This window comes from Kitasatospora sp. NPDC101155 (genome assembly GCF_044768305.1).
In the GTDB taxonomy this organism is placed as follows: domain Bacteria; phylum Actinomycetota; class Actinomycetes; order Streptomycetales; family Streptomycetaceae; genus Kitasatospora.
Window position 1 is genome coordinate 1 of record NZ_JBIWPN010000008.1, and the last position, 17,656, is coordinate 17,656.

Sequence of the window (17,656 nt, forward strand, 5' to 3'; positions counted from 1 at the left end):
CCCACGGCATCAAGGTGGCCTGGCACGACCTGCTGCCCACAGCCGCCGCCCCCATCGACCTGCCGACCTACCCGTTCCAGCGCCAGCGCTACTGGATCGACCGCGAGCCGGGGGCGACCGACCTCTCCGGCGCCGGACTGGCCTCCCCCGACCACCCGTTCCTGCTGGCCGGCCTCGAACTCGCCGACTCGGACGGGCTGGTGCTGACCGGCCGGATCTCGCTGCACACCCACCCCTGGCTGGCCGACCACACCGTGCTGGGCGCCACCCTGCTGCCGGGCAGCGCCTTCGCCGAACTGGCGCTGCACGCCGCGGACCAGGTCGGCTGCCGGCAGGTCGAGGACCTGGTCCTGCAGGCCCCGCTGGTGCTGCCGGAGACCAGCGCCGTCGACCTCCAGCTGACCGTCAGCGGCCCGGACGCCTCGGGCCGGCGCAACCTGGCCGTGCACTCCCGGCCCGCGGGCGCCCCCGGCGCCCCCTGGCTGCAGCACGCCGCCGGCACCCTCTGTGAGGAACTGCCACCCGAGCCGGAGGAGTTGGACGTCTGGCCGCCGGCCGGGGCGGTCCCCGTCCCGCTCGACGACCTGTACGCGCAGATGGCCGAGGCCGGCGTGGAGTTCGGGCCGGCCTTCCAGGGCCTGCGGCAGGCCTGGCGGCGCGCCGACGAGATGTTCGGCGAGGTCCGGCTCGACGACCGGCAGCCGGGCTTCGGCCTGCACCCTGCGCTGCTGGACGCGGCCCTGCACCTGGTCAGCATCGGCGAGTTCTTCCCCGGCGCCACGGCCGGCCGGCGCCCCTTCGCCTGGAACGGGGTGTCGCTGCACGCCACCGGAGCCGCCACCCTGCGGGTCCGGCTGGCCCCGGCGGGCGAGGACGCGATCTCGGTCCAGCTCGCCGACCACACCGGCGCCCCGGTCGCGGCCGTCGAATCGCTGGTGCTGCGCGCCATGTCGCCCGACCAGCTGCAGCCCGCCGCGCCCACCGACGGCCTCTACCAGCTCGACTGGGTGCCCCTCGCGGTGGACCGGGCCAAGGCCGAGCGGCCGGTGCTGATCGGCTCCGCGCCCGCCGGCAGCGCACTGCCGGCCTACCCCAGCCTGGCCGCACTCGCCGAGGCGGTGGCAGCGGGGCAGGCGCCCCGGCCCGAGCTGGTCCTGCTCACCATCGCCGCGGGCGACCACCCGGCCGGGGCCGCCTCCGTCCGCGAGGCCACCGGGCGGTTGCTGGAGCAGCTGCGCGACTGGCTCGGCGACGAGCGGTTCGCCGCCGCCCGGCTGGCCGTGGCGACCACCGGCGCCGTGGTCACCGGTGACGGCGACCCGGCGGTGGACCTGGACGCCGCCCCGCTCTGGGGCCTGGTCCGTTGTGCCCAGGCCGAGCACCCCGACCGGTTCGTGCTGCTGGACCTGGACGGGCACCCCGACTCCTGGCGCACGGTGCCGGCGGCGCTCGCCACCGGCGAGCCGCAGCTGGCGCTGCGGGCCGGCGCCGTGCGGGTGCCGCGGCTGGCCCGGGCGCAGGCGGCGTCCCCGGCCGTGCCGGTGGCGCTGGGCGAGCCGGCCGGCACCGTGCTGGTGACCGGCGGCACCGGCGGGCTGGGCGCGCTGGTGGCCCGCCACCTGGTGCGGCGTCACGGCGTGCGGCGGCTGCTGCTGGTCAGCCGGAACGGGCTGGCCGCGCAGGGCGCGGCCGAGCTGCGGGACGAGCTGGCCGGGGCCGGCGCCGAGGTGACCGCGGCCGCCTGCGACGTGGCCGACCGGGAGCAGGTGGCCGCGCTGCTCGGCGGCATCCCGGCCGAGCACCCGCTGACCGCCGTGGTGCACTGCGCCGGCGTCTTCGACGACGCGCTGGTCACCTCGCTCACCTCGGAGCAGGTGGACCGGGTGTACCGGCCGAAGGTGGACGCGGTGCTGAACCTGCACGAGCTGACCGCCGGTCTGGAGCTGTCGGCCTTCGTGCTCTTCTCCTCGGTGGCGGGCACCTTCGGCGGCGGCGGCCAGGGCAACTACGCGGCCGCCAACGCCTTCCTGGACGCCTTCGCCGAGCACCGCAGGGCCCAGGGCCTGCCGGGCCTCTCGCTGGCCTGGGGCCTGTGGGCGGAGCGGCGCGGCATGGCCGGCCAGGTCGGCGACGGGCACATGGCGCGGGCCACCGGCCGCGGCGCGATGGCGATGTCCGCGGCTGAGGGCCTGGCCCGGTTCGACCTCGGGCTGGCGGCGGACCGCGCGGTGCTGGCGCCGGTCCGACTCGACCTCGCGGCGCTGCGCGCCAAGGCGGCCACCGGCGCCCTGCCGGCCCTGCTGCGCGGCCTGGTCCGAGTACCCGCCCGCCGGGTCGTGGGGGCCGAGGCGCAGGCCGCCGGGCTGGGCCACCGGCTGGCCGGACTGACCGCGGCGGAGCGGCAGCAGGAGCTGCGCGCACTGGTCCGGAGCCAGGTCGCCTCGGTGCTCGGCTACCCCGACGCCGGCGCGGTGGACCCGGAGAAGCCGTTCCGGGAGCTGGGCTTCGACTCGCTGACCGCGGTCGAGCTGCGCAACCGGCTCGGCGCCGCGACCGGCCTGCGGCTCCCGGTCACCGTGGTCTTCGACTACCCCCGGCCGGACGCCCTGGTCCGGCTGCTGCACGAACGGCTCTTCCCCGAGGCCCGACCCGAATCGGCCGCGCCGGCCGCCCGGCCACAGCAGCCGGCCGACCGCAGTGACGACATCAAGGCGATGGACGCCGATGCCCTGATCCAGCTGGCGCTGGGCACCGCCGGCACCGACTCCACCGCAGGTTAGGACGACGACGCATGGACACTTCCACGGACAAGATGGTCGAGGCCCTCCGGGCGTCGCTGCTGACCAACGAACAACTGCGGCAGGAGAACGAGCGGTTGGCCGCCAGGACCGGCGAGCCGATCGCGATCATCGGGCTCTCCTGCCGCTACCCCGGCGGCACGCACGGGCCCGAGGGCCTGTGGGCGCAGGTGGTCGAGGGCGTGGACACGCTCTCCGCGCTGCCCCGCGACCGCGGCTGGCAGGTGCCCGAGCCCGACGACCACGTCGGCGGGTTCCTGTACGACGCGGGTGACTTCGATCCCGGCTTCTTCGGCATCTCCCCGCGGGAGGCGCTGGCCATGGACCCGCAGCAGCGGCTGCTGCTGGAGACGGTGTGGGAGGCGGTGGAGCGCGCGGGCATCGACCCCCGGACGCTCGGGGAGAGCCGCACCGGAGTCTTCGTCGGCGGCACCCCGCACGAGTACGTCGCCGTCCTGGCCGCCGCCGAGGAGGCCGAGGGCTACCAGGTCACCGGCGCCTCGGGCAGCGTGCTCTCCGGCCGGATCTCCTACGCCCTCGGGCTGGAAGGGCCGGCGGTGACCATCGACACCGCCTGCTCCTCCTCCCTGGTGGCGATTCACCTGGCTGCCCAGGCGCTGCGCAACGAGGAGTGCTCGCTGGCGCTGGCGGGTGGCGTCTCGGTGCTCTCCACGCCAGGTGTGTTCGGCGAGTTCATCAAGCAGGGCGGGATGGCGAGCGACGGCCGCTGCAAGGCCTTCGCCGCGGCGGCCGACGGCACCGGCTGGGGCGAGGGCGTCGGCGTGCTGCTGCTGGAGCGCCTCAGCGACGCCCAGCGCAACGGGCACCAGGTGCTCGCCCTGGTCCGCGGCAGCGCCGTCAACTCCGACGGCGCCAGCAACGGCCTGACCGCACCCAACGGCCCGGCCCAGCAGCGGGTGATCCGCCAGGCACTGTCCAACGCCGAGCTGACGGCCGGTGAGGTGGACGCGGTCGAGGCGCACGGCACCGGCACCGCCCTCGGCGACCCGATCGAGGCCCAGGCCCTGCTCGCCACGTACGGCCAGGACCGCGAACAGCCGCTGCTGCTCGGCTCGGTGAAGTCCAACATCGGCCACACCCAGGCGGCTTCCGGCGTGGCCGGAGTGATCAAGATGGTGCTGGCCATGCGGCACGGCCTGCTCCCGAAGACGCTGCACGTGGACACGCCGACCCCGCACGTGGACTGGTCCGAGGGCGCGGTGGAGCTGCTGACCGAGCAGCGGCCGTGGCCTCAGACCGGCCGCCCCCGCCGGGCCGGGGTCTCCTCGTTCGGGATCAGCGGCACCAACGCCCACGTGATCCTGGAGGAGTCCCCGTCCCGGCCTGCCGAGGAGCCCGCGGCCGGGGCCGAACTCCCGGCCGTTCCCGTGCTGTTGTCGGGCCGGACCGAACCGGCGGTGCGCGCCCAGGCCGAGCGGGTCCGGGCGGCCGTCGAGGCCGACCCAGAGCTGCGGCTGGTCGACCTGGCCCACTCGCTGACGGCCACCCGCACGGCCTGGGAGCACCGGGCCGCCGTGGTAGCCGCGGACCGGGAACAGCTGCTGGCCGGCCTGGCCGCCGTGGCCGCGGGCGAGGCCTGGGCCGGGGTCAGCTCAGGGAGCACGGGCAGCGGCTCGCTCGCCTTCCTCTTCTCCGGACAGGGCTCGCAGCGGCCTGGCATGGGTCGCGAGCTGTACGCGGCGTTCCCGGCCTTCGCCGCGGCGCTGGACGAGGTCGCGGCCGAGCTGGACCCGCACCTCGACCAGCCACTGCGCGAGGTGCTGTTCGCCGCCGAGGGCACGGCCAAGGCCGCCCGGCTGAACCAGACCGCCTGCACCCAGGCCGCGCTGTTCGCCTTCGAGGTGGCGCTGCACCGGCTCTTCGAGTCCTGGGGGGTGGTGCCGGACCTGCTGATCGGCCACTCGATCGGCGAGCTGACGGCGGCCCACGTCGCCGGGGTGCTCTCGCTGCCCGACGCCTGCACCCTGGTCGCCGCGCGCGGCGCGCTGATGCAGGCGCTGCCTGCCGGCGGGGCCATGGTGGCCATCCGGGCCACCGAGGCCGAGGTGCTGCCGCTGCTGGACGAGCGGGTCAGCCTGGCGGCGGTGAACGGGCCGACCGCGGTGGTGGTCTCCGGCGAGGAGGAGGCCGTGCTGGCGGTCGCCGCGCGATTCGCCAGGACCACCCGGCTGCCGGTCAGCCACGCCTTCCACTCGCCGCTGATGGAGCCGATGCTGGCCGAGTTCGGCCGGATCGCCGGGACGCTGGCCTTCCACCCGCCGCGGATCCCGATCGCCTCCAACCTCACCGGGAAGCCGGCCGACCCGGCGGAGCTCTGCTCGGCCGAGTACTGGGTGCGGCACGTCCGGGAGACCGTCCGGTTCGGGGACGGCGTCCGGGTGCTGGCCGCAGTCGGCGTCGGCACCGTGCTCGAACTGGGCCCGGACGGCCGACTGGCCGGCACGGTCGCGGCCAACTGCGGCGACGGGGAGCCGATCGCCGCCGTCGCCGCGGTGCGGCACGACCGTGCCGAAGGCCCGGGCGCCATCGAGGCGCTGGCCCGGCTGCACGTGCGCGGGGTGCGGGTGGACTGGCCGACCGTCTTCGCCGGGACCGGCGCGCGGCAGGTCGCGCTGCCCACCTACCCGTTCCAGCACCAGCGGTTCTGGCTGGCCGCACCGGCGCGGGCCGCCGAGGCCGGCGACGCGCTGTTTCGGCTGGACTGGGTCGAGGTGCCGACGCCTGCGGCAGGCGAGGCGCCGCAGGTGCTCACCGTCCCGCACCGCGAGCTGAAGGACCCGGCCGGCACCACCGTCGCCGCCCTGGAGCTGGTGCGCGGGCTGCTCGCGGCCGGTCCGGCGGCCGGTCCGCTCCCGGTGGTGCTCACCCACGGCGCGATGGCCGCCCGCGACGGGGACCTGGCCGACCCGGCCGGAGCCGCCGCCTGGGGCCTGCTGCGCGCGGCCCAGGCGGAGCACCCGGACCGCTTCGTGCTGCTCGACTCCGACCGGGCCGACCCCGACCCGGCCTTGCTGGCCGCTGCGGCGGCCGCCGAGGAACCGCAGCTGGCGCTGCGTCAGGGCCGATTCCTCATACCGCGCCTGGCCGAGGCCGGCCCGGCCGAGGAGACGCCGAGCCCGTTCGACCCGGACGGCACTGTGCTGGTCACCGGTGGCACCAGCGGACTGGGCGCGCTGGTGGCCCGTCACCTGGCACGGCGTCACAGCGTCCGGCACCTGCTGCTGGTCAGCCGCCGCGGCGAGGCGGCCGAGGGCGTCGAGGCGCTCCGCGCCGACCTGGCCGAGGCGGGCGCCGAGGCAACCATCGCCGCCGCGGACGTCTCCGACCGCGCGGCGCTGCGCGGCCTGCTCGACGGCATCGCGCCCGAGCACCCCCTCACCGGCGTCTTCCACTGCGCGGGTGTGGTGGACGACGGCGTGGTCGAGGCGCTGACACCGGGGCGGATCGACCGGGTCTTCGCCCCCAAGGCGAACGCGGCCGTCCACCTGGACGAGCTGACCCGGGAGGCCGAGCCGGCCGTCTTCGTGCTCTTCTCCTCCGCCGCCGGCACCCTCGGCGGCCCCGGCCAGGCCAACTACGCGGCGGCCAACGCCTGCCTGGACGCACTGGCGCAGCAGCGCCGCGCCGCCGGCCGGCCTGCCGTCTCGCTGGCCTGGGGCCTGTGGGCCGAGGAGACCGGGATGACCGGGCGGCTCGGCGAGGCCGAGCGCTCCCGCATGGCCCGCTCCGGCCTGCTCGGGCTGACTACCCCGGAGGGCCTGACGCTGCTGGACGCCGCGTTGGCCCGGCCGGAGGCGGTGCTGCTGCCGGTGAAGTTCGCGCCCGCGCTGCTCCGGACCCCGGCGGACCTGCTGCCGCCGCTGCTGCGCGGCCTGGCCCGCGCCGAGGCCGAGCCGGGCGGGCGGGCCGACGCCTTCCTCGCCCGGCTGGCCGAGCTCCCGGGCCCGGAGCAGGAACGGGCCGTACTGAACCTGATCCGCGACCACACCGCCGCCGCGCTCGGCCACCCGTCGGCCGACCAGGTCGAGACGGGCCGCGGCTTCCTGGAACTCGGGCTCAACTCGCTCAGCGCGGTCGAGCTGCGCAACAGCCTGGGCGCGGCCAGCGGGCTGCGCCTCCCGGCGACCTTGATGTTCGACTACCCGACCCCGTCGGAGCTGGCCGCCCACCTGCTGGAGCAGCTCCGCCCGGAGCAGGCCGCGGCAACCGCCGAGCCGGTGCTCCGACAGCTCGACGAGATCGCCGACCGGCTGTCCGAGCTGGACCCGCGGGTGGACCTCGCCGCGACGGTCACCGCCCGGCTGCGGGACCTGCTCACGGCCTGGACCGACCGACAGACGGCCGACTCGTCCGTTGACGCACTCGACTTCGAGGCCGCCACGGCGGACCAGATGTTCGAGTTCATCAACAAGGACCTTGGACTCAGCTAACTACCACGCGAGGGCACTCCCCCATGGCAAACGAACAGAAGCTCCTGGACTACCTCAAGCTGGTGACCACCGAGCTGGGCCAAACCCGCACCAAGCTCCAGGAGGTCGAGGCCGAGCGGCACGAGCCGATCGCCATCGTCTCGATGAGCTGCCGCTACGCCGGCGGCATCGCGTCGCCGGACGACCTGTGGCGGCTGGTCGCCGACGGCCGTGACGCGATCACCGGCTTCCCCTCCGATCGCGGCTGGGACCTGGACGACCTCTACGCGAACGATCCGGAGCGCCGGCTCGGCGGCGGCTTCCTGCACAACGCCGCCGAGTTCGACCCGGAGTTCTTCGGGATCTCGCCGCGCGAGGCGCTGGCCATGGACCCGCAGCAGCGGCTGCTGCTGGAGACCGCCTGGGAGGCCTTCGAGCGGGCCGGCATCGACCCGGCGGAGGTGCGCGGCAGCAGCACCGGCGTCTTCGCCGGCGTCAACTTCAGCGACTACGCGACCCGGCTGCAGTCGGTGCCGGAATCCGTCGAGGGCTACCTGGGCCTCGGCAGTTCGGCCAGCGTGGCCTCCGGCCGGATCTCCTACGTGCTGGGTCTGGAGGGCCCGGCCGTCACGGTGGACACGGCCTGCTCCTCCTCGCTGGTGGCGATCCACCTGGCCGCCCAGGCGCTGCGCAACGGTGAGTCGACGCTGGCGCTGGCCGGCGGGGTGGCCGTGATGTCGACGCCGGGCTCGTTCGTGGAGTTCACCCGGCAGGGCGCGGTGGCACCCGACGGCCGCTGCCGGGCGTTCGCCGACGCGGCCGACGGCACTGGCTGGGGCGAGGGCGTCGGCCTGCTGCTGCTGGAGCGGTTGAGTGACGCCGAGCGCAACGGGCACCCGGTGCTGGCGGTGATCCGCGGCAGCGCCGTCAACCAGGACGGCGCCTCCAGCGGCCTGACCGCGCCCAACGGCCCGTCCCAGCGCCGGGTGATCCGTCAGGCGCTGGCCGCCTCCCAGCTGGCGCCCGCCGACGTGGACGTGGTGGAGGCGCACGGCACCGGCACCAAGCTCGGCGACCCGATCGAGGCCCAGGCCCTGCTGGCCACCTACGGCCAGGACCGGCGCGCGCCGCTGCTACTCGGCTCGGTGAAGTCGAACCTCGGGCACACCCAGGCGGCAGCCGGGGTGGCCGGCGTGATCAAGATGGTGATGGCGCTGCGGCACGAGACGCTGCCGCGGACCCTGCACGTGGACCGGCCCTCGGAGCAGATCGACTGGTCGGCCGGCTCGGTGGAGCTGCTGACCGAGGAGCGGTCCTGGCCGCGGACCGAGCGGGTGCGCCGGGTCGGCGTCTCCTCCTTCGGGGTGAGCGGCACCAACGCGCACCTGATCCTGGAGGAGCCGCCGGTCGCCGGGCCGGCGCCGCAGGCCGCCGAGCCGCCCGTGCGCGGCGTCACCCCGTGGGTGGTCTCGGGCGCCTCCGACGCCGGGCTGCGCGCGCAGGCGGCCCGGCTGCTGGAGGCCACCGACGGCCTGGCGCCGCTGGACGTGGCCCGGTCGCTGGCCGTCGGCCGGGCCCGACTGCCGCACCGCGCGGTGGTGCTGGACCCGGAGGGGCTGGCCGGCGTGGCCGGCGCGGTCCCGGCGGCAGGCGTCGTCGAGGGCGTGGCCGACCCGCGGCCCCGGGTGGCCTTCGTCTTCCCCGGCCAGGGCGGGCAGTGGGCCGGCATGGCGCTGGAACTGCTGGAGTCCTCGCCGGTGTTCGCCGCTCGGATGGCCGAGTGCGCCGAGGCGCTGGCCCCGTACGGGGACTGGTCGCTGACCGAGGCGATCGGCGATCCGGCGCTGCTGGAGCAGGTGGACGTGCTGCAGCCGGTGCTGTGGGCGGTGATGGTCTCGCTGGCCGAGCTGTGGCGGGCCTGCGGGGTGGAGCCGGTCGCGGTGGTCGGCACCAGCCAGGGCGAGATCGCCGCCGCCTGCGTGGCCGGCGCGCTCTCGCTGGCCGACGGCGCCCGGATCGTGGCGCTGCGCAGCAGGCTGGGCGCCCGCGAGCTGGCCGGCAAGGGCCACATGGCCTCGGTGGCCCTGCCGGTCGAGCAGCTGCGCGAGCGGCTGGCCCGCTGGGGCGAGCGGCTGTCGGTGGCGGGGGTGAACGGGCCGTCCGCCACGGTGGTGGCCGGTGAGCCGGCGGCGCTGGACGAGCTGCTGGCCGAGTGCCAGGCCGACGGGGTCCGGGCCCGACGCATCCCGGCGGCCTTCGCCTCGCACTCGGTCTGGGTGGAGCCGGTCCGCGAACAGCTGCTGGAGGCGCTGGCGCCGGTGGCGCCCCGCCCGACCGAGGTGGCGTTCTTCTCCTCGGTCACCGGCGGCCCCATCGACCCGGTCAGCCTGGACGCCGGCTACTGGTACCGGAACCTGCGCGAGCCCGTGGCGTTCCAGCAGGCCACCCGCGCACTGCTGGAGCACGACTGCACCCTGCTGATCGAGGTGGGCCCGCACCCGGTGCTGGTCCCGGCGATGCAGGACACCCTGGACGAGGCCGGCTCCGAGGCAGTAGCGCTCGGCACGCTGCGGCGCGACGAGGGCGGCCCGGCCCGGTTCGCCACCGCGCTGGCGCAGGCCTGGGTGCGCGGCGCCCGGGTGGACTGGGCGGCGCTGGCAGCCGGCGGTCGGCAGGTGGAGCTGCCGACCTACGCCTTCCAGCGCCGGCGCTTCTGGTTGGAGAGCACGGCCAACCGGCCTCGCACGACGGACTCCTGGCGCTACCGGGTGGTCTGGAAGCCGCTGGCCGCGCCGCAGGGCACGCCGGCCGGCCGCTGGCTGCTGGTCGGCGACGGCGTGGAGCTGCGCCCGGCGCTGAACGGCGCCGAGTTGGTCGAACTGCCGCTGCCCGAGCCGGTGTCGACCGGACTCCCGGACCGGACGGCGCTGGCCGAGGCGCTGCGCGCGTCGGCCGCCGAGCACGGCCCGTTCACCGGCGTGCTGCACCCGGCCGGGCCGGATCCGCGGACCGCGCTGACGCTGCTGCAGGCGCTCGGCGACGCGGGGCTGACCGCGCCGCTCTGGCTGCTGACCCGCGGCGCGGTGGCGGCCGCCACCGGCGACCGGGTGCTGGCCGAGCCGGCCGGGCTGTGGGGCCTCGGCCTGGTGGCCGGTCTGGAACTCCCCGACCGCTGGGGCGGCCTGGTCGACCTGCCGCCCGTGCTCGACGAGCCGGCGCTGGCCCGGCTCGGCGCTGTGCTCGCCGGTGCCGGCGGCGAGGACCAGCTGGCGCTGCGACCGGAGGGTGCGCTGGTGCGCCGGCTGGTGCGGGCACCGCTGCCGGACCGCGCCGCGCCCCGCGAGTGGCGCCCGCGCGGCACCGTTCTGATCACCGGAGGCACCGGGGCGATCGGCGGTCACCTGGCCCGCTGGCTGGCCGCCGGCGGCGCCGAGCACGTGGTGCTGACCAGCCGCCGCGGTCCGCAGGCGGCCGGCGTGGCCGAGCTGACGGGCGAGCTGGAGGAAACCGGCTGTCGGCTCACCGTGGCGGCCTGCGACGTGGCGGACCGGGCGGCGCTGGCCGAGCTGCTGGCCCAGGTCGGCCCGGTCACGGCGGTCTTCCACGCCGCCGGGGTGACCGCCTCCGGCCCGCTGACCGAGCTGACCGCGGCCGAGTTCGACGCCGTCGCCGCCGCCAAGGTGGCGGGCGCCCGCCACCTGGACGAGCTGCTGGCCGGTCAGGAGCTGGACGCCTTCGTGCTCTTCTCCTCCGGCGCGGCCGTGTGGGGCGGCGCCGGCCAGGCTGCCTACGCCGCGGCCAACGCCTACCTGGACGGCCTGGCCCGACAGCGTCGCGACCGCGGCGAGCCGGCCACCTCGGTGGCCTGGGGCGGCTGGGCCGGCGGTGGCATGCTCGGCGCCGAGGCCGAGCACGAGCTGCGCCGTCGCGGCGTCGGCGCGATGGCCCCGCACGCCGCGCTGCAGGTGCTGCAGCAGGCGCTGGACCACGACGAGACGGCGTTGACCGTGGCCAGCATGGACTGGGAGCGGTTCGCCCCGACCTATGCGATGGCCCGCCGCCGCCCGCTGATCGAGGACCTGGCCGAGGTCGCCGCCACGGCCGCCGAGGTGCCCGAGACGGCGGCGGACCCGCGGCTCGCGGCGCTGCGCCGGCGGCTGGCCGAGGCCGGCGACCCCGAGCAGCTGGTGCTGGACCTGGTGCGCACCGAGGCGGCGGCCGTCCTCGGCCATGACGGCCCGGACGCGCTGCACGCCCGCCGGGCGTTCCGCGAGTTGGGCTTCGACTCGGTGCTGGCGGTGGAGTTCCGCAACCGGCTCACCGCGGCGACCGGCCTCAAGCTTTCCGGCGCGGTGGTCTTCGACTACCCCACGCCCGCCGAGCTGGCCCACCATCTGACGGCCCGGCTACTGGAGCAGGCGGAGCAGCCGACCGTGGTCCAGGCCGCCGCGGGGAGCGACGAACCGATCGCCGTCATCGGGATGGCCTGCCGGTTCCCCGGCGAGGTGCGCTCCCCGGAGGACCTGTGGGAGCTGGTGCTCTCCGGCACCGACGCGGTCGGCGGCTTCCCCACCGACCGCGGCTGGCAGGCCGACGGGGTCGGCGGCTTCGTGCACGAGGCGGCCGAGTTCGACGCGGCGTTCTTCGGCATCTCGCCGCGTGAGGCGATGTCGACGGACCCGCAGCAGCGGCTGCTGCTGGAGGTGGCCTGGGAGGCGCTGGAGCGGGCCGGCATCGATCCTGCCGGCCTGGCCGGCAGCCCGACCGCGGTGCTGGCCGGCGCCTCCTCGATGGACTACACCACGCTGCTCGCCACCTCCACCCAGGCCGACGACGGCTTCGCGATCAGCGGTAACTCCGGCAGCGTCATCTCCGGTCGGATCTCCTACACCCTGGGCCTGGAGGGGCCGGCGCTGACCATCGACACCGGCTGCTCCTCGGCGCTGGTCGCGATGCACACCGCGGCCGCCTCGCTGCGCGCCGGCGAAGTCTCGCTGGCGCTGGCCGGCGGCGTCGCGGTGATGACCACCCCGGTGGCCTTCGCCGAGTTCGAGCGGCAGAACGGCCTGGCCGGCAACGGTCGTTGCAAAGCCTTCGCGGACGCGGCCGACGGCACCGGCTGGGGCGAGGGCGCCGGCATGCTGGTGCTGGAGCGGCTGAGCGACGCCCGGCGCAACGGGCACCCGGTGCTGGCGGTGATCCGCGGCAGCGCGATCAACCAGGACGGCGCCTCCAACGGCCTCACCGCGCCCAACGGTCCCTCCCAGCAGCGGGTGATCCGCCAGGCCCTGGCCAACGCCGCGCTCACCCCGCAGGACATCGACGCCGTCGAGGCGCACGGCACCGGCACCACCCTCGGCGACCCGATCGAGGCCCAGGCGCTGCTGGCCACCTACGGCCAGGACCGCGAACGGCCGCTGCTGCTCGGCTCGATCAAGTCCAACATCGGCCACACCCAGGCCGCGGCCGGCGCGGCCGGCGTGATCAAGATGGTGCAGGCGCTGCGGCACGGCGTGCTTCCGCGCACCCTGCACGTGGACCGGCCGTCCACCCACGTGGACTGGACGGCCGGCTCGGTCGAGCTGCTCACCGAGCAACTGGACTGGCCGGAGACCGGCCGCCCTCGCCGGGCCGGCGTCTCCGCCTTCGGCATCAGCGGCACCAACGCCCACCTGGTGCTGGAGCAGGCGCCGGCGGACGAGTCACCCACCGCCGACCCGGCGGCCCCGGTCCCGCCCTTCCTGCTCTCCGCCCGCAGCCGGGAGGCGCTGCGCGCACAGGCACGCGGCCTGCTCGGCTTCCTCGCCGACCAGCCGGAGCTGCCGCTGCCCGCGCTGTCCCGGTCGCTCGCCGTGGGCCGCACGGCATTCGAGCACCGCGCGGCGATCGCCGCTGAGGACCGGGACGGGCTGCTGCAGGCGCTGACCGGGCTGGCCGAGGACCAGGCCGAACCCGGACTGGTGCAGGGCCGGGCCGGCGAGGGCCGACTGGCCGTGCTCTTCTCCGGTCAGGGCTCGCAGCGCGCCGCCATGGGCCAGGAGCTGTACGCGGCCTTCCCGGTCTACGCCGCCGCCCTGGACGAGGTCTGCGCCCAGCTCGACTCTGACGTGCGGTCCGTGCTGCTGGCCCCGGCGGGCTCGCCGGACGCCGACTCGCTCGACCAGACCGGCTACGCCCAACTCGCCCTGTTCGCAATCGAGGTGGCGCTGTTCCGGCTGCTGGAGTCCTGGGGCGTGCGCCCCGACTACCTGCTGGGCCACTCGGTCGGCGAGATCGCCGCGGCCCACGTGGCCGGGGTGCTCGACCTGCCGGACGCGGCCGCGCTGGTCAGTGCCCGGGCCCGGCTGATGCAGCAGCTGCCGGCCGGCGGCGCGATGCTCGCCGTGCAGGCGGGCGAGGCCGAGCTGGCCGAGCTGCTGGCCGGGCCCGGGAAGGAGCTGAGCCTGGCCGCGGTCAACGGCCCCCGGGCCGTGGTGCTCTCCGGCACGGCGGAGGCGGTCGAGGCCGCCGGGGCCGCGCTCGCCGAACAGGGGCGCCGGACCAAGAGGCTGCGGGTCAGCCACGCCTTCCACTCCGCGCTGATGGAGCCGATGCTGGCCGAATTCGCCGAGGCCCTGGCCGGGTTGACCTTCGGCCAGCCGCGGATCCCGGTGGTGTCCAACGTCACCGGCCGGCTCGCCGACGAGCGCATCGCCACCCCGGAGTACTGGGTCGAGCACGTGCGCGGCACGGTGCGCTTCGCCGAGGGCGTCGCCACCCTGGCCGAGCACGGGGTGACCAGCTACCTGGAGGTCGGCCCGGACGGCACCCTCACCGCGCTGGCCGAGGAGTGCGTCCCCGACCCGCAGGCCGCCCGGTTCGCCGCCACCCAGCGCAAGGACCGCCCGGAGACCGCGACGCTGTTCGGCGCGCTCGGCACGCTGCACACCGCCGGCACCGGGATCGACTGGCCCGCCGTCCACCGGCCCGCCGGCCACCTGGTGGACCTGCCCACCTACCCGTTCCAGCACCAGCGGTTCTGGCCCACCGCCCGCGCCGGCTCGGCGGCCGACGTGGCCGCTGTGGGCCTGGCCGCCGACGGTCACCCGCTGCTCGGCGCAGCCGTGGCGCTGCCGGACTCGGGCGGGTTCCTCTGCACCGGAACGCTCTCCCTGGACCGCCAGCCCTGGCTGTCCGGCCACTCGGTGGCCGGCCGGGCGCTCTTCCCCGGCACCGGGCAGGTCGAGATGGTGCTGCACGCCGCCGCCCAGGTGGGCTGCGAGCGGATCGAGGAGCTGACCCTGGAGGCGCCGCTGCTGCTGCCCGAGCGTGGCGCGGTGGCAGTGCAGGTCGCCCTCGGCGCACCGGACGAAGCCGACCGCCGCACGGTGAACGTCTACGCCCGACCGGAGGCGGCTCCGGCCGAGCAGCCCTGGCAGCGGCTGGCGACCGGCCTGCTCGCCCCGGCTGGTACCCGCCCGGCCGCTGAGCTCGCCGCCTGGCCGCCGCCGGGGGCCGAGCCGCTGCCGATCGAAGGCGGCTACCAGCGGTTCGCCGAGTGGGGCCTGGACTACGGCGGCCCGTTCCGCGCGGTGCGCGCGCTCTGGCGCCGGGACGCCGAGCTGTTCGCCGAGCTCCAGCTGCCCGAAACCGACGTGACCGGCTTCGGCCTGCACCCGGCGCTGTTCGACGCGGCGCTGCAGGCGGTCGGCATGGACCCGGCGGCGACCGACCCGTCCGGCGTCCCGTTCGCCTGGTCCGGGGTCACGCTGCACGCCACCGGCGCCACCGCGCTGCGGGTGCGGCTCGCCCCCGGCGGGTCGGGCCTGGCCCTGCACCTGGCCGACCACACCGGCGGCCCGGTCGCCACCGTGGAGTCCCTGGTGATGCGCCAGATGACAGCGCAGCAGGTCGCCCCGGCGGACCGGCCCGGCTCGCTGCTCCGGCTGGACTGGGTGCCGGTGCCGGTCACCGCGTCGGTCCGGTCGACCGAGCCCTGGGCGGTACTCGGCTCCGGACCGCTGCCGGCCGGCCTGCCGCTGTTCCGCTACGCCGACCTGGCTGAGGCGGCCTGCGCGGTGCGGGCCGGCGTGCCCGCCCCGCCGGTGGTGCTGCTGCCCTTCACCGGCCCAGGCGCCGCCGGCCCCGAAGCGGTCCGCGCCGCCGTGCACCAGGCACTCGAGACGCTCCAGGCCTGGCTGGCCGACGACACGTTCGACCGCTCCCAGCTCGTGGTGCTGACCCGGGGCGCGGTCGGCGAGGCCGAGGACCTGGCCGGCGCCGCCGTCTGGGGCCTGGTCCGCACCGCCCAGTCCGAACACCCGGGCCGGATCCTGCTGGTGGATCTGGACACCGACGGCTACGAGGCGCTGCCCGCCGCCCTGGCGACCGCGGCCGCGGCGGACGAGCACCAACTGGCGGTACGTGGCGAGGCACTGCTGGCACCCCGGCTGAGCCCGGTGCGCCTCGCCGCCGACCCGGTCCAGCCGGCCTGGGACCCGAGCGGCGCCGTGCTGGTGACCGGCGCGACCGGCGCCCTGGGCCGGTACACCGTGCGCCACCTGGTGGTCGAGCACGACGTCCGGCACCTGCTGCTGGTCGGCCGACGCGGCACCGACGCCCCTGGCGCCACCGAACTCCTGGAGGAAATCGCCGAGTTGGGCGCCCACGCGGAACTGGTGGCGTGCGACGTCGCCAACCGCGAGGCGCTGGCCCGGCTGCTCGCCGCCCACCGGGTGACCGCCGTGGTGCACATCGCCGGCGTGCTCGACGACGGCGTGGTCACCGCGCTGACCGCCGAGCAGCTGGACGCGGTGCTGCGGCCCAAGGTGGACGCCGCCTGGAACCTGCACGAGCTCACCGAGCACCTCGAACTCACCGACTTCGTGCTCTTCTCCTCCATGTCCGGGGTGATGGGCAACCCGGGCCAGGGCAACTACGCCGCGGCGAACACCTTCCTGGACGGCCTGGCCGAGTACCGGCGTACCCGCGGGCTGCCGGCCCGGTCGCTGGCCTGGGGCATGTGGGACACGGCCGACGGGATGGCCGGCGCGCTGGCCGCCCGGGGCGACGCCACCCGAGGTGGCGCCGCCCTCACCCCGGAGCAGGCGCTGGACCTCTTCGACCTGGCTCGCACGACGGAGCCTGCGGCGCTGGTTCCGGTCCGGCTGGAGCTCTCCCGGAGGCCGGCCGACGGGCCGGTGCCGACGCTCTTCCGCGGCACCGCTGCGCCCCGGCGCACGGTGGCGGCCGATCCGGCCGCCGACTCCGCAGCGCTGCGCGAGCGGCTGGCCGGGCTGGCCTGGCCCGAGCAGCGCGAGCTGGTACTGCGGCTGGTGCTGGCGGAGACCGCCCGGGTGCTCGGCCACACCGGCCCGGAGGCGATCGCCGACGCGGCCGCCTTCGGCGAGCTGGGCTTCGACTCGCTGATGTCCGTGGAGCTGCGTAACCGCCTGGCCGCGGTCACCGGCCTGCGGCTGGGTGCCACGATGATCTTCGACCACCCGACCTTCGCCGCCCTGGCCGAGGAGTTGACGGCCCGACTGGGCCCGACACTGCCGGACGCCGAGGCCGAACAGGGCCCCGGCGGGATCGCCGACCTCTACCGGATCGCCTGCGAGCAGGGCAAGTTCGAGGAGGGCCGGATGCTTCTGCAGGCCGCCTCCCGGCTGCGCCGCACCTTCTCCTCCCCCGAGGAGGTCGGGCCCGGCGAGCTGGTCCGGCTCTGCGCCGGTGCCGGGGACGCACCGGCACTGGTCTGCCTGCCCTCGACCACGGTGTTCGGCGGCATCCACGAGTTCACCCAGCTGGCCACCGCGTTCCGCGGCAAGCGCGACCTCTGGTCGCTCTCCTACCCGGGCTTCGCGGCCGGGGAGCCGCTGCCGGCCGACCCGGAGGTGCTGACCGGCCACCTGGCCGCGATCGTCCGCCGGGGCCTGGGCGACACACCGTTCGTGCTGGTCGGCCGCTCCTCCGGCGGCACCGTCGCCCACCTGCTGGCCGCCGAGCTGGAGCGGCTGGGCGCGCCGGTCACCGCCCTGGTGCTGCTGGACACCTACGAGCCGGGCAGCGCCTCGACCGAATTCATCCTGCCCGCCCTGGAGGCCACCTCCCTGGACGACGAACGCAAGGTCGGTCCGATGACCGACACCCGACTGACCGCGATGTTCGGCTACTTCGGCCTGTTCGGCGGCTGGCGGCCGGCCGAGTTGGCCGCGCCCACCCTGCTGGTGCGCGCCTCCGAGCGGGCCGGTGGCGTGGCCTCGAGCGACCCGGCCGAGGCGTGGCAGGCCACCTGGTCGCTGCCGCACGCCACGATCGACGTACCCGGTGACCACTTCACGCTGATGATGGAGCACGCCGAGCAGACCGCGGCAGCCGTCAACGCGTGGCTGCGTCCCTCCTCTTGACCGCCGGGCCGACCCCGTTCCCGTTGCCCCACCGATACCG

At 76.3% G+C, this 17,656-nt stretch carries 3 protein-coding genes; all 3 read left to right on the forward strand.

Annotated features, from left to right (window positions below):
- On the forward strand, window positions 1-2,780 hold a 2,780-nt coding region (locus ACIRYZ_RS14145; protein WP_402943453.1), incomplete at its 5' end, for a type I polyketide synthase.
- A 56-nt stretch (window positions 2,781-2,836) separates the two neighbouring features.
- A complete protein-coding gene (locus tag ACIRYZ_RS14150) occupies window positions 2,837-7,249 on the forward strand; it encodes a type I polyketide synthase (protein WP_402944031.1) in 4,413 nt (1,470 codons plus the stop codon).
- A gap of 62 nt (window positions 7,250-7,311) precedes the next feature.
- Window positions 7,312-17,616 (forward strand): SDR family NAD(P)-dependent oxidoreductase, encoded by a 10,305-nt coding sequence (locus ACIRYZ_RS14155; RefSeq protein WP_402944033.1) that lies wholly within the window; start codon window positions 7,312-7,314, stop codon window positions 17,614-17,616.
- The last annotated feature ends 40 nt before the right edge of the window (window positions 17,617-17,656 follow it).